Genomic DNA, 19,029 nt, shown 5'->3' with positions numbered 1-19,029 from the left:
GCTGTAGTTTCCCATTGATTTTAGTTCTTAAAAATCCGAGTGTTCGCACTCGGATTTTTTATGTCTGTCGCTAGGTGAAATAGCGTCTTTCCATACTCACTCGTTTGTCAGCTTTTATATTTGTCTGGTTGTATATAAACAGCATAGAACGCTAATTTAGGAAGTTATTAAGTTTTATTACCTCGGTCAAAGCAAACGTTTTTCCTCACACACTAGATAAAAACCTCACATGATTATGAAAATGATAATTGATCTCATTTTTATTTAAGGGCAGAATACGCGCCATTGTATTAATCCTATAAATGAATTCGCTCTCTATATGAAATTTACTCATGTTTTTTTAGGGCTCATAATTACCTCTAGTTCTGGCTTTGCTGCTGATGATTTCAACTGGCTTCGAGATGATGCTCGTAAAGATGAGCGAGTTCTTACCTACCTAACAGAACAAAACCACAAAACTGAACAGCACCAAAAAAGTTATCAGACGTTGACAAAAAACCTACTCACGCAGTGGGATACCATGGTGGCAGACAAAGGTGATAAGCCATGGTCGATCGTGAGTGGAAGAGAATGGACGCTAACGCGTCGCGATGGTCGTTACTTACTATTATCCCGTGCGAGTCAACATGCACCAGAAAACGTGGTGTTCGATTTCGATGAACGACAATCTGCGCATCAGTACTACCAACTTGGTCAATGGCAAGTGAATGGTGACACGCTTCTTTTCACGGAAGATATCGACGGTAGCGAACAATATCGTGCTGTGGTTGTTGATTTACTCTCCGGTCAATCTACGGAACTGGCGACGCACGTCGATAGTGGCGTATTGTTGTCACCTAACGGGAAAGTGGCATTCCTCGTTGCAAAAGAAAAGCGCACTCAGCGACCTCATCAGATCTTACGTATCTCCACTGAATCTTTGGCAAAAACAGTCCTATGGAATGAACCCAAGTCAGATTGGTTACTTTCTTTCTATCGTGCGGCAGATAGCCGTTATGCTGTGCTGCAAAGCAACAACGAGTCAACAACAGAGCAGAAGCTTGTCGACCTAGAAACGGGCACTGTCTCAGATTCATTGCGAAAGCCTGAAGTGGGTGTGGAATATTACGCGGATGTGGCGAAAGGTTACATTTATCTGAAAAGCAACCTTGAAGGAAAGTTCGCCCTTTACCAAGTCGAACTCGCACCGCTTGGCGCAACATGGCAACGCTTCACCAATCCTCGTGAGCCGCTTGAACAGTTCTACCTTTATGATGCAGGAGTTGTGGCACTTAGCAAGCCAAACAATGTGTCGACTTTGACGGTGTATTCTTACCAAGGGCAGGAAAAAGTGATACTGCCATTGGAACACGATGGTAATGTCGCTTGGCTAAGCACATTGGGCGATTTTGAATCAAACAAAATTCGTATCCGAAGCATGTCGATGACTACGCCTCCTCAGTGGGAAGAGTTCGATGTAAAAACGCTGAATAAATCCTTGTACTCTCAAGATGCTTACCAAGACTTTGATAGTCAGCGTTATGTATCCCAACGTATTTTTATTAAGCACGACGGCGTTTCTGTCCCTGTCTCTTTGGCGTATCGCAAAGACAAATTGCACCCACAATCTCCTGTGATGATTTACGGTTACGGCGCGTATGGTTTTACGATGAAACCGTACTTTATGCCTCAGGTTATCAGTTTACTCGACCAAGGTGTGATTTACGCTATCGCCCATGTCCGTGGTGGTGGGTACTTTGGCGATGAATGGCACGAGCAAGGCCGTGGTGTGCGAAAAGCCAATTCTATTGGTGATTTTGTCGCGGCCGCGAAGGCGCTGCAAACATTCGAACGTGGCAATAGAGAGGTTTTCGCCATCGGTTCTAGTGCTGGTGGCACGTTGGTGGCCGGAGCGGTTAATCAAGATCCTAAATTGTTTTCAGGTGTCGTACTTAAAGTGCCTTTTGTTGATGTGGTTGCAAGTATGACGGATACCTCACTTCCGCTTACCACACAGCAGTATGGCGAATGGGGTAACCCAACCAAACCTGAACAATTGGCGTTAATGAAGGCGTACGATCCGATTCTCAATATCCATAAAGACGCTTACCCACCCATGTTTGTTCAAGTCGGTTTAATCGATCAGCGCGTGCCATATTGGGAAGGCGCAAAGTATCTCGCTAAAGTTTCAGCGTTAAGTGAGCGCAACGGGCCGTACTTGTTGCAAACTGATTTTAATTCGGGCCACCAAATGGACCCGCGACAAGCGCAAGAACAACAAGCAAAAGAATACGCATTTCTACTATCACTCATTAAAACATCTAAAGCGGAGCAGTAAATGAAGCTTACCCCAGTGTCAGCGGCAGTACTTTCGGTACTTGCTGCCAGTCAAGTGCACGCCGAATCTAAGGTTTTCTCAATGGAAGAGGTGGTGGTAACCGCCAATAAAATCGATCAGCCATTGTCAAAAGTGGCAGGTAGTGTCGCGGTTATCACAAACGAGCAAATCGAAGAAAGAGGCGAGACCGAGCTATATGACGTGCTGCGTAACGAACCTGGTGTAAGCGTGACGGGCGGTGCAGGACGTCCGCAAAACATTACCATCCGTGGTATGACGGGTAACCGTATTATGATCGTTCGTGATGGCATTCGTTCTGCGGATGGCTTCGGTGCGAATGACATTAATGATGCCGTTGGGCGAGATACTTTTGATTTATCCAATTTTGAATCGCTGCAAATCATTAAAGGGGCAAGTTCTTCGGTGCATGGCTCTGGCGCGATCGGCGGTGTGGTGATTTTAGAATCCAGTCAGCCGGGTGATTTCTTAAAAGACAAAGACTTCTACACCGATGTTTCCGGTACTTACACCGATATCAGCAACAAGTACAAAGGCACGAGTAATCTAGCTTTTCGTTCCGGTGATACAGAGAGTTTGTTTAACGTTTCATACTGGCAAGGACAAGAGACACGTAACTTTGATGAAGATTTGTATAACCGCGACCTCGATGGTTACAGCGGTGCTTATACGATCAACCACTTTTTCAATGAAGAGGTGATGTTGAAAGCCAAAGCGGAACTCTACACCCAGAACCAAGAGCGTTTGGAGGGTTCACCGTCCATTCAACCTGATGGAATTTGGCATATTGAAGACTTTGCTGAGGATGAAACCACGGAAGAGTACAGCGCTTATATTGGTGCAGAGGTGACTCCGATTAATCCAACTTGGTTCGAAGAGTTGGATACCAAAGTTTACTGGCGTCACACCGAAGTGGTGGAAGACACCAACCGTTTAATGCGCCAAGTGGATCACAATGGTTTGATCACCAAGCGTCGCGAGCTGGAACACAAAACCTTCATTGACGAAACAATTGGCTTCCGTGGCGATTTCACCAATACGATTTATGCAGCAAATGCTGAGCACCAATTGGCTTACGGTGTCGAGCTTTCTACTGACTATTACGAACGCACAGATAGCGACTCCAAGATTGATTGGAACGGAGTAACACCTTCGACCAAACAACCTTTCGCTCCTGCTCGTGCTTATAACATTGGCTTGTATGTCCGAGACATGGTGGAACTGGATAAATGGACCATCACAGGTGGCCTACGCTTTGATGCGCACCGTCTCACGCCAGACGGTGCGGGTGAAGTGGGCGGCTTCCCATTAAAAGACATGGATAGCTCAGAGGTATCTCCAAGTCTTTCGGTTTCTCGTGAAATGTTTGCCAACAACATCGCTTATGTATCTTATAACCATGGTTACCGTGCTCCGGAATACGATAAAGCGTATGGCTTCGTAAGCCACGACTTTGTGCCGCTCACGCCGTTTGTCATTGCACCAAACATGGATCTAGAAGCTGAAACTTCCGACTCATTTGAAATCGGTAACAAGTTCGATAACGGTCGTGCGTATGTCTATGCGTCTTTGTTCTACAACAAGTTTGAAAACTTCATCGACGTTGTGACCACGGGCTTTGACTCAAGCACTGGTAATTACATCAAACAGTACCAAAACCTTGATGGCGTAGAGACTTATGGCGCAGAGCTTTCTGCGGGTTACGCGCTCACCAAACAATGGGACATCAGCACTAAGTTTGGCTACGTAGATGGCAAAGACGCGGAAGGCGAATACGTTCGAAGCATTACGCCATTCGAAGGTAACGCTCAACTGAAATACGCCAACCAAGACTTCAACGCTTACGTGGCTTGGAACTGGGCCGCAGCTATGGATCGCGTTCCTAAATGCCAGACCACGCTTGGCCTAGCGACAGAGTGTGCGCAGACAAGCGCGTGGAATACGTTTGATATCGGCGCAACTTACCACGTTTCCAAAGACCTTCGTGTTAGCGCAAACATCATCAACCTATTCGACAAAGAATACATCCGATACCAAGACGTAGCGGGTATCGCTGAGGAAAGTAAGCGTTACTCAACTGAGCCAGGGCGCTACTTCACGCTGACTGCAAAATACGAATTCTAGGACGAAATCATGAAGCTAAAACCATTGGCGTTTTCGCTGCTTATTGCTTGTACCCCTGCGGCACAGGCTGCAGAGTGGGATTATCCCGCAACGGACTCTGTGGTAACGAATGAAGCGCAAGCGAAAACTTATCTAGATAGCCACTACTCAGAAGCGGGCGAGTTTAAGTTCCGTTACAAAACCCAGTCTCAGCTTGGTGAGCATTACAATTTTGATGTTTGGGTAAACGGTGAATATCAAGCACAGCGCACCCTAGTAGTAACAACCGATAAAAATCATCACGTTGTGCGAGTGTTTAAGAGCCTTGAAGATACGATCATTCGCAACGGTAAACCAACGGTTGCAATGGAATTGGAATCGCCTCGCCAACTGCAAGCACAAGAGCCACCTGCTTTGAGCTCTGGAAGTCTGGTTAATGTTGAGGTTTCTTTATTCAACCCAGATCTTCGCACCATGCAACAGCAAGCGGCACCAGAATCGACGTGGTCAGCACTGTCTGATTACCCTCAGCCGATCGAGTACGTCACCAAGTCGATTGAGGTTTTACAGTCCGGCGGTAAGTTCTATTTGTCTAACCCAAGATTGAAGCAAGTGGATGCGACGGGCTTATTTGCAGCCCCAACACCTGGTGAAGCGCCTGTACTCGATACGTTGGACTTTCTCAGCGCAGAAGGGGTTCAAGCATTTGACAGTGTTGATGAGATGCAAAGCACCGAGTTTGGTGACAATGCGTTCCCACAGTTGATGGCTTTTTATCATCTTGATAGCTCGATCCAATATCTGACAAGCCTGCCTTACGACTTGTTTGACGAACCGCTTCGTTTTGACGCTCGCGGTTTATCAAAAGATAACTCTACTTACTATTACGGTCCGAAAGCACTCATGCTGGGTGTCGGTGGTGTTTCTCCGGATGCAGTCGATGCTGATGTCGTGATACACGAGCTTGGGCATGGCATTCATTACCAAATCGTACCGGATTGGGCGTACGGTCACACTGGTGCTATCGCAGAGGGTTTTGCTGATTACTGGGCGGGCAGCGCGAGCTACCGCATTCAATATTTGGATGCTTCGCGTCGTGGTCAAGAATTCGAGTTAGATACGGTGTTCAACTGGGACGGTGTGTTCGGAACACGCAAAACAACTCGTAGCTTATGGAACCAAAGAGCACGTTACTTCGAGAGCTCAGAGTACCCAGCGCACGTCAGTGTGGGCGGTGAACTAGGTGACGAGCTATGGTCAACGCCGCTGTTTCAAGCGCTTAAAGCATCGGTTGAACGATACGGTGATGATACCGATAGGGTGTTCCGCGAGTTTGACGCCATTGTTCTTGAAGGCATGTACGGCATTGGTCGTGGCGTGAAAATGCATGATCTGGCGGAGTCGACCGTGTTTGCCGCAAACACCTTGTTCCCAAATAAAGACTACGCCCAATTCCTGACGGACAGCTTCAACAGACACAACTTACTTAAAGCGCCTCTTCGTGTTCGCTATGACGCTCGATACATCGCACAAGGTCAAGACGTTGGTTTGAGCCTGAGCCAAACTGGCCGTGAAGCGAGCATCAAAGGGCAATGGCAGCTAAACAACGCATCTGTTTTCGACTTTGATGAAACGCTTTCTGACTCGACCTCAATGAAGGTAGCGTTACCAAGCGGTCTAACATGTGGCACGCAATTCGATTCCTCTATTTCATTGGATTATCAATTTTCTGAAGGCCTAAAGACTCACCAGTGGAGTGAAAAGGTGATGCTGGTTAATGGTACGCCAGAGCTCGATATCCAGCCTCAACCAGTGAACTCCGCTTTGCCGGAACAGGGCGACAGACTGTTCTCTCAGACGCTATCGGACAAGTCACGCACGATTGATGATTCGTTTGCGGTTTACCTGAACATCGAACATGACTCACTGCAAGATCTGCAAGTGACGCTTGTGTCTCCACAAGGCAAATCGGTCGTGCTACTTAGCCATCAATCAAGCAATACCAAAGGATTTAAAGGTTACTTCACCGCTCAGTATGACGAGGAGTTACAAGCACTTGTCGGGCAACCGAGTTGGGGTACTTGGCGTCTCGAAGTGTCTGACCGCGTGTCAGGGAACTCTGGGGTGTTGAAAGAGTGGGGTGTGAGTCACTTTGCTCAGTATCAGTGTAGTGCTGATACCACTAAAGAAAGCAGTGGCGGTGGTTCAGGTGGCAGTGGTTCGCCTTGGACCTTGTTAGGACTTTTCCTGCTTTCAATGGTGAGAGTGATTCGCTCTCGTTAATTAAAATCAAAAGAAGATAAAATCTATGAAGTTTCAATATTCTTTCGTTGCTATGTCACTAGCCCTTGCTGGCTGTGGCGGAGGTTCTGGTGGTGACACGTCGGCACCGACCTATGATGTAGCTGGCACCATCGTTTCTGCAGGTACACTTCTTGATACGCCAGTATGTATCGATTTAAACCAAAACTACGTTTGTGATTCCACTGAACCGAGTGCTAAAACGGATAATGCCGGTAAATTTAGCCTGACTTCAAGCGACAAAAACGTACTAACCAGTACCATTCTTGCTCAAGTTGATCAAGGTTCAAACCAAACGTTGCGTCTTGCGGCTCCGGGTCAAAATTTAGCAACGGGTAACACGGTCAATGGTGTAACAACGTTGCTCGCGGGTCTTGTAATTGACGGTAAAACCGTTGCTCAAGCTGAAGAGATTGTGAAAGCGCAACTCGCCGATGCCGGCGTTTCTCTTTCTGGTACGGTGATGTCTAACGCAGAAGCCAGCGAGCTAGATAAGCTAGAGCAAAACACGGTTGTGCTATTAGCTGCGATGCAACCAAAGCAAATGATCAAAGGCGTAGCGCTGCTTGCTCAAAATCTTAGCTTCCAAGGTAAATCGTTGGCCTCTGATCTTCTGTCTGAAGCGGAAGTAAGTGCATTTGCTGAAGAAATTGTAGCGGTTGCTGAACAAACGGTTGGTAGTAACGATACGGGCGCCGTTCTTTATTTTGCTGAAGGAGCAGCAGACGTAGTAGAGGTTCAAGCGTCTTACCCTGGTCAAGATGCGGAATACGGCTTCGACAAAGAGGACAAGCAAACGTCGACAGGCGCTGGCTTTAAGTTCGTTAAGCTAGATTCACAAGGTGCAGCTTTAGCTGCAGATGCGACTGAGTGGGCTTGTACTATGGACGAGCGTACTGGTCTTGTTTGGGAAAATAAGAGTGCGGATGCGAGCTCGGTTCAATTTAAAGATCGCCTATTTGCGTTTGAGTCTGAAACATTTAAGCCATTTAGCAAAGATGTAGAGCTTGCAGGTTGTAAAGACGCTGGTGATAAAGTTTGTACCACTAGCCAATATGTTGAGTACATAAACAAACAATCGTTATGTGGAATCACTGGTTGGCGCTTGCCTACTTACCGTGAAACATATGACTTATTAGACTTTGGTGAACAAACACTGTTCGCTCCGAACGAGGAATATGCGCCACACAACGTGTATGGTTTCAATGTTAAATACTTCCCACAGCAAACGATAGGCAGTCCTTATTTAGAGTATGGTGCGTTTTGGCATAGCGACTTTACGTTTGTGAATACATCATCACAGCTCGTTGATGCTGAGGTTTATTTTCCTGCAATTATCTCTCGGGGCGTAGATAGAGGCACTATTTCACTCGTCGATATTCGCTCAAGCAACACAAGTGCAGACGCCGATGACTCATACCAATTCCCAATCCGTCTAGTAGCAGTAAAGGGCCAATAAGATGAAGAAATTAATAACTGTACTATCTCTTGCTTTGGCTTCTCAAACTGCAATGGCTGCACAAGAGTGTTCTACTGACTTTGCTAAAACGGCACCTAACACGCGTTATACATATTCTGATAACGGTACCGTAACTGACTTAAAAACAGGTCTTACATGGATGCGCTGTCCAGTTGGTATGACATGGAATGTAGGAAATCAAGAATGCCAGGGGACGCGATCTACAATGTCATGGCAACTCGCTCTCTCCACAGCCAAACAAATTCGTAATAAGGACGGCAACCATCCTCTTCACAATTTTGCTGACAAAAAAAATTGGCGACTAGCAAATATCAAAGAGCTGGTATCTCTAACTGAGCGAGCTTGCCACAGCCCAGCCATAAATAGTACAGGGTTTGCTAGCGGCTATAGTCTGACAGATGGAGATGATGTTCTAGGGCGTTATGTCTGGAGCAACACACCTAATGGCGACGGTAAGCATGTTGCAACTTTTGATACGACTAATGGTGAGGTTTTCAATAGAGATCCGTTAAACTCAAGTTTCAAAAGTTCTCTCTTGTTAGTGACAGATGAATAATAATTATTACGTTAATAAGGGTTGATAGCTTTGCCTTTATAATAGGCTCCGCCAGTGCGGAGCTTTTTCTTTTCTAATCTTTGGAACTTATCGTGTTGAGCAGAGTATTTAAACTTGGAACTGCTTAAGCTGATGTTTTTGGTTTTCCGCTAAGCCAGACAGTTCTTGCGCTGCTGCGGCTGATTGCGTAATGCCAGTTACGTTCTGGCTCACTAGTTCATAGATGTTCGTTAAGTTGTTGTTGATATCAGCCGTGACCTGTTTCTGCTCTTCTGATGCGGTTGCAACTTGAGTGTTGATTGAGTTCAGATCGGCGATAGCATTACTGATATTAGCAAGTGATTGGCTAACTTCTTGTGTCAGAGCTTGGTTGTCTGACAACATGGCTAAGCTGGAATGCATACTTTCATTTGCGTGACCAGATTGTTGCTGTAGCTCTTCTATAATGGTTTGGATCTCTTTGGTGGACTCCTGAGTTCGCGCTGCCAGCATACGTACTTCATCGGCCACTACCGCAAAGCCTCGGCCACTTTCGCCCGCTCGTGCAGCTTCAATCGCTGCATTCAGTGCAAGTAGATTCGTTTGCTCAGAAATACCTTCAATCACTTCGATCACGCGACCAATGTGTTCTGATTGTTCTTTTAGCGAAGTCACGACGGCAGCGGCTTCGTTAAGTTGTTCCGCCATCTTTTCACTTGCGCGAGTACTTTCCCCAAACATGCTTATACTTTGTGAGGTTAACGTACGTGCTTGATTTGATGCACTATCGGCTTCTTGTGCATTGGTCGATACTTCAGCTGCGGTCGACTCTAGCTGATTGATCGCAGAGGCTACTTGCTCAACTTCTTGCTTTTCTTGATCCGAGTTGACGCTGCTTTGAGTCATAACAGTTGCTAACTCGGTTGATGCTGATGCCACATCTTCACTAATGCGAACCAATGCGCTTACAGTTTCACGCAGTTTTTCTATGGTCTGGTTTACATCTCGAGCCAGCTGAGACACTTCGTTTTTCCCGATGGCTTCGGCCTTAACTAGTAGGTTTCCCTTCGCGACTTCCTGCATCGTTACTTGAAGGTTACGAATCGGCGCAACGATGTAGCTGGCGAGTACCCAACTAATAAGTGAAGCGGCACTCAAGATCACCGCAAGCGAGACGGCGCTGTAAGTGAGCGTGGTTGAATGTTGTTCGCCATTCGTTTCGACTTCATCGGTGACGATTTGATTCAATTGTTTAGATAGTTTGTCGATGGCGTTGATCATCGCTTCGCCAGCTAATCGATACTCAGCCATTGCAGATTCGTACTTTTGATTGAAATCAGAGGTGGTGTAATCAGAAGAGTGTTTAGTGGTGAGCAGAGGTGTCATGGTAACGCGAGTGAAATCAACATAGTGATTCATGGCCTTACGCATAGCATTGACTTCATTTTGAACGCCAGGGAGATTGTCTATGGAGTTAAGAAAATCGCGGTTTTTGTTTTGTCGCTCAGAAAGCTCTTGGTTGAGAGACTGAACATCTTCGGCTCTAAATAGACTATAAATGGCTTTGATGCGCATGGCGTAAGTGTTGTCTACGATGCCGCTAAGTTCCTCTTTGTGAATGATTAGCTTATGGGTGGAAGCCGAAACCTTATTGAATGCTTGATCGAGTTTACCGATTCCGACACTCAGTCCAATGATGAGTAATATAACTGTGAATAGAACAGGCAGAAAAACCTGAAGTTTAATAGAAAGCGTACTAAGAAATTGACGCATGAGATTGACCCTCTATCGGTTTGATTATTATCTTTTTTATAAATAAGCATTTCGATTTTAATTGTTATATTTGCCAAATCAATGAGTTACTCATATCTAATTGTTATGAAATGTACCAAAATCGATGGGGTTATCATCTTGAACATGAGGCAACGTTATAAAAACGTTACGTTCAAATTGAGAGAGGGATAAGTCGCGGAATTAATAGTTAGAAATGACAACGTGTCATAGAGGGTTCAACTAAGTGAAACACAACTGTCATATTCAAATTCTAAAGTGAGCACCGTTCAAGTGAAACACAACGGCAATAAAGCCACTTAAGGAAATTGTGATGAAAAAGACAGTAATCGGTGCAATCGCACTTCTAGGCGCAATGGCAGTGACTCCTGTTTCTGCTAAAGAAACTATCTCTGCAGTGGGTTCTAGCAGCGTAACTCCACTGATGGAAGTTTTCTCTGAAACGTACATGAAGAAGAACCCTAACGTATTTATCGAAGTTCAAGGTCCTGGTTCTTCAGCTGGTGTAAAAGCAGCGAAAAATGGTTCAGCAGACCTTGGTATGTCTTCTCGTAATCTAAAAGACTCTGAAAAAGAATCAACACTAATCGAAGAAGTGGTTGCTCGTGATGGTATCGCAGTGGTTGTTAACCCACAAAACAAACTGCCAGGTCTAACAGCCGAGCAAGTGACTGCAATCTACAAAGGCGAAGTATCAAACTGGAAAGAAGTCGGTGGTGCAGACAAGCCAATCGTAGCCATTACTCGTGACACGGCTTCTGGTACTCGTGGCGCATTTGAAGACATCATGTCTCTAAAAATGAAGATTTCTGGTAAGAAAGTATCAGCTATCTCTCAACGTGCTCAAGTTGCAAACGGTAACGGCGCACTGAAAACAATGGTTGCATCTAACCCATACGCAATCGGCTACATTTCTCTTGGTACTGTAGACAACACTGTTAATGCGCTAGCAATCGACGGCGTTGATGCAACGGTAGCTAACGTTAAAAACGGTTCTTACAAAGTAGCGCGTCCATTCCTTGTTCTTTACAAAGAAGGCAAGCCATCAACAGAAACGCAAAAATTCCTAGACTGGATGCTAACTGACGAAGCGCAAGCGCTAGTTGACCAAAAAGGTTACATCTCAGTTAACTAATCCCATCGGGACTCTAAAGTTTGCTCAGCCCAACGTTTAGGGCTGAGCCTTTTCTATCCATTGTGTTCAACGGCATTGCCCAGAACCGTGAGATTTTTAAATGACCATCGCAACAAATAGTGAAAAGCTTATGAATACTGACGCTAGAGCTATCAGCAAGTCAGGCCTACGCGAGAAGCGTCGTGTAGACTGGAAAGAGCGCATCTTCCACGGCTTGTTCCTAACGAGTGCCGTAATCGGCATTGTTTCATTGGCCGTTATTGCATACTTCATCGTTCGAGAGAGTATTCCGGCATTCCAAGAAGCAGGCGTATCGGGCATTGTCTTAGGACAAAACTGGTTACCACCTGCGCTTTACGGTGTCGCCACCATGATTGTGGCATCTATCGTATCGACGGCTGGTGCTGTCATTGTTGGGGTTCCAATTGGTGTTCTGACCGCCATTTTTATCGCTGAAATCGCACCAAAGCGATTAGCAGACATCATCCGTCCTGCGGTTGAGCTGCTAGCCGGTATTCCTTCAGTGGTCTACGGTTTCTTCGGTCTGGTTATTATCGTTCCATTGATTCAGAAGGTATTTGATGTACCTGCAGGTAACACTATCTTGGCCGGTATTATTGTTCTTGGTGTGATGATTCTACCAACAGTAATTACGGTATCTGAAACGTCTATCCGCGCTGTCCCTCGTACTTATAAAGAAGGTTCTTTGGCACTGGGCGCATCGAAAATCTACACCATCTTTAAATTGCTCGTTCCAGCGGCTCGCTCAGGCATCATGACAGGTGTGATTCTGGGTATCGGTCGTGCGTTGGGTGAGACCATGGCGATTATCATGGTTATGGGTAACGCGCCGGCAATGCCAGAAGGCATCCTTGATTCGGCTCGTACACTAACTGCAAACATCGCTATTGAAATGTCTTACGCAAGTGGTGTTCACGCGAACGCACTTTACGCTACAGGTGTAGTACTTCTGGTCTTCATCATGTCGTTGAACGCTGTACTACTGTACCTAAACCGAGAAAAAGCGAAGTAATCGCTCGTTAAAGGTGACTATTATGGATCGCGCAAAACTGAAAAAAGCACGCCAGTTCAAAGATAATGTCTTTAACGCATTTGTCTGGATCTCGGCAGCACTAACGGTAGGTTTTTTGTTCTGGATTATCTGGTACATCCTATCAAACGGTCTACAACACGTAGATTGGAACTTCATTACTGATAACTATACGCGCACAGGTGAAGAGCACGGTATCTTTCCAATGATTGTGGCGACCATTTACATGGTTATCGCTTCTATCGCAGTGGCAGCGCCACTCGGTATCATGACGGCAATCTACTTGACCGAATACGCGAAAGTGGGCAGTCGTTTGGTGAAAATCATCCGATTCTGTACCGAGTCATTGGCGGGTATCCCGTCGATCATTTTCGGCCTGTTTGGTATGACTTTCTTCGTGGCGATTCTTGGCCTTGGCTTCTCGATTCTGTCGGGTGCATTGACGCTAAGTATCCTAATCCTGCCAGTTATCATCCGTACAACGGAAGAAGCGTTGATGGCAGTACCACAAACGTACCGTGAAGGCTCTTATGGCCTCGGTGCTTCTAAGATTTACACTATCTGGCGTTTGATTCTTCCGAGCGCAATGCCAGGTATCTTAACCTCGGTCATTCTAAGTATTGGTCGTGTCATTGGTGAGTCTGCTCCAGTATTCCTGACAGCAGGTATGGTTGCACGTATTCCTGATTCTTTATTGGATTCAGGTCGTACGCTAACCGTTCACCTATACAAACTGACTACCGAACTGTTTACCGTTGAAGAATGGAATCAGGCTTACGGTACGGCAACAGTGCTTATCGTAGTTGTTCTCTTGATCAACATGGTAACGAAACTGATTGCTAGACGTTTTAACACCGCAACTTACTAACAACACTAATTAAGAACGCACGTTAAAAGACACGAATTCAAGAATTAAGAGATTAAGACAATGAACAAATTTGATATTGAAAACCTAGACCTATTCTACGGTGACAACCAAGCACTGAAATCGATCAACTTACCAATTCCAGTTCGCCAAGTGACGGCACTTATCGGCCCGTCAGGTTGCGGAAAATCAACGCTTCTACGCTGTTTGAACCGAATGAATGACCTAATCGAAGGCGTGAAAATTACAGGTAAATTGGCGATGGACGGCGAAGATATTTACGGCAACATTGATGTTGCTGACCTTCGCATCAAAGTCGGCATGGTATTCCAAAAGCCAAACCCATTCCCGATGAGCATTTACGAGAACGTGGCTTACGGCTTACGTGCTCAAGGTATCAAAGACAAAAAGACAATTGATGAAGTGGTAGAGCGTTCGCTGCGCGGTGCTGCACTTTGGGATGAGGTGAAAGATCGCCTTAAATCACACGCATTCGGTCTTTCTGGTGGTCAGCAGCAACGTTTATGTATTGCACGTACAATCGCGATGGAGCCTGATGTGATTCTGATGGATGAGCCAACGTCGGCACTTGACCCAATTGCGACACACAAAATCGAAGAGTTGATGGAAGAGCTAAAGAAGAACTACACCATCGTTATCGTGACTCACTCAATGCAACAGGCGCGTCGTATCTCTGACCGCACTGCGTTTTTTCTAATGGGTGAACTGGTTGAGCACAACGATACGCAAGTGATCTTTAGCAACCCTCAAGACGACCGTACTCAAGGCTACGTAAATGGTGATTTCGGTTAATCCACCGTATTTACAAGCATCACTAAATAACTATAAGCGATGGTAACTTTGCCCCTCTTGATGAGGGGCCTTTTTCTTTTTAAGTCGTGGGCTTATAACGCCTACCAACACAAAAAATCTTGTAAATAAGCATAACTTTCCTCCCCAGTTTATAAAGTATGTAACTTATGTGAAACATGGCTTTAAAAGTGCTGAAGAGCTCTCGAATGTAACACTAAATCTGATAATTTTGCGAATGACTTAACAGCTCAAATTTGAACGTATTGATTGCATATCATGGCCTAAGTAGTTTTTTATCGAGGATAAAAAAGTAGATTAGGTTGGTAGGGTGAGTTTAAGAAGTTTTACAAGAAAAGTGTCTTCAACGAGGGACCATCGGTTGCTAGCGGAGGCAATCTTTGATCATTTAGAGAGTCTGTTCTCCCCTCAAGCCCTCGCTATTTTTGAAGATCCTTCAATTAACCCTCGTCATTCAATGAGCTTCTCTCGCGGAGAGCTTTACCCAACCCAAAACTATCCTGAGACATTCTGGGAGTGGGCAAGTCAGTTTGATACCTCTGAAAGCATCATACCTCTGGCGATTAACACTTGTAACTGGAATCACACCCGAGATTTAGGCGGTGATAGTTACATCATGATGCTCGACAACACGCCTATCAAACGTACCTACCTACTGATTCAATCTGTACATGCTCGCACAGCACATAATATCTATGAAGAAAGTTACGACGCAATGCAGCTCGCAGCGGCGCGTTGGCAATGTATTCGTGCTGAAAAAAATGCCTCGAAAGAGATCAGGCACAGAGATATTCGTGAAGCGCAATATGTTGATGAGATTAGCCAACGCGAGCGCTTTATCGAAAATATGAAGTTAGTTCAGCAAGTTGCACTCGAAATCTCTAATCCTGATTCTTTAAAGGACTTGTACTACAAAGCCGTCGAAGCGTTACGTGAACGACTTGGGTTTGATCGCTCTACACTGATGCTTCTCGATATGAAAAAGCGTAGCTTCAGTGGTACATACGGTACGGATGAGTCAGGAATTACGATTGATGAATTTCACACACAATATGATTTACACCAACTTAGCGAGGAGTATATCACCGCGTTATCTAGCCTTGAGAGCAACTTAGTGATTGTAGAAGACGCGCCAATATACACAGCAGGCAAGGTCATCGGGCAGGGCTGGAATGCGATGTTGATTTTACGCGATGGCAATGAACCGTTTGGGTGGTTCGCGCTAGATAACTTTATTCATCGTAAGCCGATAACGGCATATCAAAAACAGATGTTGGACTCGTTTGGTTCACTCTTCTCTCAAATTTACATTCGTAAGCGCCAAGAACAAAACGTACGCATGTTGCATTCAAGCATGGTTGAGTTATCACGTTGCACTACTGTCAGCGGAGTATGTAAATCGGCCGTCACTTTCGCCATTAAAAATCTTGGTATTGATCGAATGGCGGTGTTTTTAACTGATGAAAATTGCTCTTACATGCAAGGAACGTGGGGCACCGATATTCAAGGGAACGTGGTGGATGAATCTTACTTCTTTGGCGAAACCCAAGATTTCTCTCTTATAAATCTGGCTCGCTCAATGCCAAACGAAGTCGCATTTGAAGAATCAGTGCCTATTTATCATGACTGTAATATTGTTGGCTTTGGTTGGGCTGCGATGACGGTATTGACTTCAAATAGCAGTGGTCCTATCGCCTTTATCGCTGTTGATAATTTGCTGACACGTGCGCCCTTAACTTCTCAGTTACGTGAAGTGATTCGTATGTTCGCGTCCAGCTTAGCTGAAGTATTGCAACGTACTCAAGCTCAAGAGGCGATTCGCGAATTAAACGAAAACTTAGAGCTGGAGGTTCAGAACCGAACAAAAGAGTTAGAGGAAGCCAATCGACAGCTTGAGGTACTTTCTAAGCTCGATCCTTTGACGCGTCTTGGTAATCGCCGCATGTTAGAACATGTGATGCAAAAATATTGCGCCCTAGAGTGTGAAGACGACATGTCGTTTGGCCTGATCCTGATTGATATTGACCATTTTGGCTTATTCAATAATCACTATGGTCATCTCGAAGGCGATATTGCCTTGATGCGAATTGGCTATATCTTGGATCATCATACCAAAGGTGAAGATGAAGTTTTTTGCCGTATCGGAGGTGAGGAGTTTGCGTTGCTCATGATTGGTTCTGATCAAGAGGAGGTTCGACTGAGAGCAGAGTGCATTCGTCAATGTATCGAGGGCGAGGGGATAAAGCATCGACATAACCCAGAAGGGGAGTTACTTACCGTTTCAGTCGGTTACTCCTGTTATAAAGCGAAAGGCAAAGACTTTAATTTCGACCATTTATATCAGTTGTCGGATAAGGCACTCTATCAAGCGAAGAATCATGGGCGAAATTGTGTAAGGCGATACGAATACGAGCCCAAGTTTTGTTGAGTAAGTGATGTTCATAAGAGCAACTTGATAGGGAAGAGGCGGCGGTTGGTGCTCTAGATAAAACCGCTAAAGCAAAATTTGGCCGGATAAGAGAATTGGCAGCTCATGAGAGCTGCCATTGTTATTTAGTTATTTATAGCTTTTCGAGTTGGTGGTCGGTTTTCGTTACGTTTGCTTTGCCAAGGTTTTGAATTTTCGCTAGCAGCAAATCAGGGCTCCAAGGTTGTTGGTTAGCACTAAAACGCGCTTGATTCATGGCATTAAGCTCTTGCTTAATTGCTTGTACGTCACCAGGGTTTAACCTGTCTTGATGAGTGGTTAAATACTCATTTACAGAGCGTTCAATTTTCGCAGCATCGCCCTCTTCGATGACTTTTTTTAGCGCGTCGATGCAAAGTGGTTGTTCAGTATTTGAAACCGTTCCACTCGCTGTTATTGACCGCTTTTTCCATGCCCAAATTGCGATTCCCAATGTCATTATCCAAAGCCCTAAGAAAACAAAGGTTAACGTTCGCCAGAGACTGCTCACACCGCCGCTTGATTCAGGACTAGGGGCTGACACTAAAGGTGCTGAAAGAGGCGATTCCGGCAACGTGATTAGCCCAGTGTCATTTTTCTCTACGTCTAATGTTAGCTCTGGTAACGTTGTTTTCTTCGCTTCATCATTTTGACTGTCCCACCAGTTCAAGTCGTATCCTGGTAAGGTATATCTCCCGGCCTCTGTAGGAATAATGACTTGCTTCACCGTCATGGTAACGGTGCCATCTCTTCCGCTATCGAACTTAGGTTGTTCGGGATACACGCGCAGTGAACTCGGGTAACTAATATTGACTCGTGGCAGATATTCGGCTTGTGTACCGCGAGCCTTAACTTGAATGGTTCGAGTGAGTGAAGAACCTTGCTTTACTGTGTTGATCGCGTTAGTCGACAGTAGATTACCTTGATCGTCTTGCCAGCTCTGTGTCATTTCTAACGCTGAAGCAGGAAGCCATTCACCTTTAAATTCGCTCGGAATCGGTTTGACCGTGATTGGCATGCGTTCCGCTTTGGTGTTGATAGGCATTATTTTGGTTGAGCCCGTCAAGCTGTCGCCATAAATATAAGAACCGGTCAGTTTAGGACCTATCAAGGTATAAGTGCCTGGTTGATTGGCCGTTAGGCGAAACGACTGCTCTATGACCGCTACTTCTAACCCATTTAAGATCTTATGTCTTTGCTGTAAGCCACCCAGTGCCTCAAGCTTCATGCCTTCAATTTGCGGAGGTACTATTTGTGGGTTATCTAGGCGTCGAGTGTCCGCTTTGATTAGAAGCTGTATACGTAATGTTGCAGATTGCTGAGGGTAGAGCGTACTGTTGTCGACCGTAATATTGAAGCTAAATAGATCATCAAGATTGGGGTCTGTTTGGCTCGCGTTGACACGTAGTTTGATCGGCTCCGTTCTCATACCATCAGCGGAAAAACTTGGAATAGTCAAAACACCTTCTTTCATTGGTGCAATTGAGATACTCCACTCGGTACGCACTGATTTTCTTCCGTTAATGTTATTGCTAGAGCGGCCATAACGAGGTTGACCCAAGAAGAAGTCTTTCTCTAGAACGTTGAAGTCGATTGCGTCTGAGCTGAGCTCAGTATCTGAAATGATTCTGAGGTTAATCACTTCATTCTTGGCTACTTGTGTTTTATTCACACTAGCTTGAAGTGTCTGTGCCATCACCGAGAAATTGGATATTAGGCTGGCCACAAAAATAAAGACCAGTTTTACGCCTTTGTTCATCACAGGCTTACCACTCCTTTTGAGATTGTTGTGGAGGTTGTTTTTGTTGCGCTTGAAGTTGCATTTGCGCACGGATCAAAAAGCTTGGGTCGCGAGCACTTTCTACTGCTTCTAGTCGACGAAACTCAGGATCATCCTGATGCATTTTTTCGGGATGCGCTTTAGCCTGTATTGGTTCACCTTGATCCTTCACTTGCTTGTCATCTCGTTGCGGTTGATGTTGTTCCGTTTTTTGTTTTTCTTTTTTATTTTCAGAATCCTGCTGATTTTGTGACTGTTGTCCTTGCGCTTCTTTCCCTTCGTTTTGAGACTTTTGTTGCTGTTGCTGTTGCTGTTGCTGTTGCTGTTGCTGTTGCTGTTGCTGTTGCTGTTGCTGTTGCTGTTGCTGTTGCTGTTG

12 protein-coding genes and 1 pseudogene are annotated in these 19,029 nt (G+C 45.3%); 10 read left to right on the top strand and 3 right to left on the bottom strand.

Going from position 1 to position 19,029, the window contains the following annotated elements:
* Positions 1–319 precede the first annotated feature (319 nt).
* Genes R7O13_RS06465 through R7O13_RS06445 form a run of 5 tightly spaced genes read left to right on the top strand, consistent with a single transcriptional unit; the run spans position 320 to position 8,775 of the window.
* The gene (locus tag R7O13_RS06465; protein ID WP_262656291.1) at positions 320–2,317 is read left to right on the top strand and encodes a prolyl oligopeptidase family serine peptidase; all 1,998 of its coding nucleotides are present in this window, start codon (positions 320–322) and stop codon (positions 2,315–2,317) included.
* Positions 2,318–4,459, top strand: coding sequence for a TonB-dependent hemoglobin/transferrin/lactoferrin family receptor (locus R7O13_RS06460; RefSeq protein ID WP_262656292.1), 2,142 nt, complete (start codon positions 2,318–2,320; stop codon positions 4,457–4,459).
* Between the two features lie 9 nt (positions 4,460–4,468).
* The gene (locus R7O13_RS06455; protein WP_262656293.1) at positions 4,469–6,721 is read left to right on the top strand and encodes a proprotein convertase P-domain-containing protein; all 2,253 of its coding nucleotides are present in this window, start codon (positions 4,469–4,471) and stop codon (positions 6,719–6,721) included.
* A gap of 25 nt (positions 6,722–6,746) precedes the next feature.
* Positions 6,747–8,198: a DUF1566 domain-containing protein gene (locus tag R7O13_RS06450; RefSeq protein ID WP_318303328.1), complete on the top strand. Its 1,452-nt coding sequence runs from the start codon at positions 6,747–6,749 to the stop codon at positions 8,196–8,198.
* 1 nt (position 8,199) lies between these two features.
* Entirely contained in the window at positions 8,200–8,775 is a 576-nt protein-coding gene (locus R7O13_RS06445; RefSeq protein WP_053307911.1) for a DUF1566 domain-containing protein, read from the top strand.
* Positions 8,776–8,883: 108 nt separating this feature from the next.
* Here R7O13_RS06445 and R7O13_RS06440 read toward each other — a convergent pair whose 3' ends face one another.
* Positions 8,884–10,527 (bottom strand): methyl-accepting chemotaxis protein, encoded by a 1,644-nt coding sequence (locus R7O13_RS06440; RefSeq protein ID WP_262659740.1) that lies wholly within the window; start codon positions 10,525–10,527, stop codon positions 8,884–8,886.
* A gap of 331 nt (positions 10,528–10,858) precedes the next feature.
* On the opposite strand from R7O13_RS06440, the gene R7O13_RS06435 reads away from it, so the two are divergent.
* The 5 genes from R7O13_RS06435 to R7O13_RS06415 all read left to right on the top strand — a co-directional run bounded on the left by R7O13_RS06435 (position 10,859) and on the right by R7O13_RS06415 (position 16,855).
* Positions 10,859–11,680, top strand: a complete 822-nt coding sequence (locus R7O13_RS06435; RefSeq protein WP_005375153.1) for a phosphate ABC transporter substrate-binding protein — start codon at positions 10,859–10,861, stop codon at positions 11,678–11,680.
* 100 nt (positions 11,681–11,780) lie between these two features.
* Positions 11,781–12,713 carry a phosphate ABC transporter permease subunit PstC gene (gene pstC, locus R7O13_RS06430; protein WP_005375154.1) on the top strand — a complete coding sequence of 311 codons (933 nt, stop codon included), beginning with the start codon at positions 11,781–11,783 and terminating at the stop codon, positions 12,711–12,713.
* A 22-nt stretch (positions 12,714–12,735) separates the two neighbouring features.
* The gene (pstA, locus tag R7O13_RS06425; RefSeq protein WP_005383923.1) at positions 12,736–13,599 is read left to right on the top strand and encodes a phosphate ABC transporter permease PstA; all 864 of its coding nucleotides are present in this window, start codon (positions 12,736–12,738) and stop codon (positions 13,597–13,599) included.
* A gap of 60 nt (positions 13,600–13,659) precedes the next feature.
* Entirely contained in the window at positions 13,660–14,409 is a 750-nt protein-coding gene (gene pstB / locus R7O13_RS06420) for a phosphate ABC transporter ATP-binding protein PstB (RefSeq protein ID WP_005375156.1), read from the top strand.
* Positions 14,410–14,737: 328 nt separating this feature from the next.
* Positions 14,738–16,855, top strand: coding sequence for a GGDEF domain-containing protein (locus R7O13_RS06415; RefSeq protein WP_318303325.1), 2,118 nt, complete (start codon positions 14,738–14,740; stop codon positions 16,853–16,855).
* Between the two features lie 133 nt (positions 16,856–16,988).
* Here R7O13_RS06415 and R7O13_RS06410 read toward each other — a convergent pair whose 3' ends face one another.
* Both R7O13_RS06410 and R7O13_RS06405 read right to left on the bottom strand, forming a co-directional pair.
* Entirely contained in the window at positions 16,989–18,635 is a 1,647-nt protein-coding gene (locus tag R7O13_RS06410) for a BatD family protein (protein ID WP_318303324.1), read from the bottom strand.
* A 4-nt stretch (positions 18,636–18,639) separates the two neighbouring features.
* Positions 18,640–19,029 (bottom strand): annotated as a pseudogene (locus tag R7O13_RS06405) (hypothetical protein); the annotation flags it as partial.

It is taken from the genome of Vibrio sp. Y176, assembly GCF_033438945.1.
The sequence above is the reverse complement of the archived record's forward strand: the minus strand, read 5'-3'. Positions and strand labels throughout refer to the sequence as shown.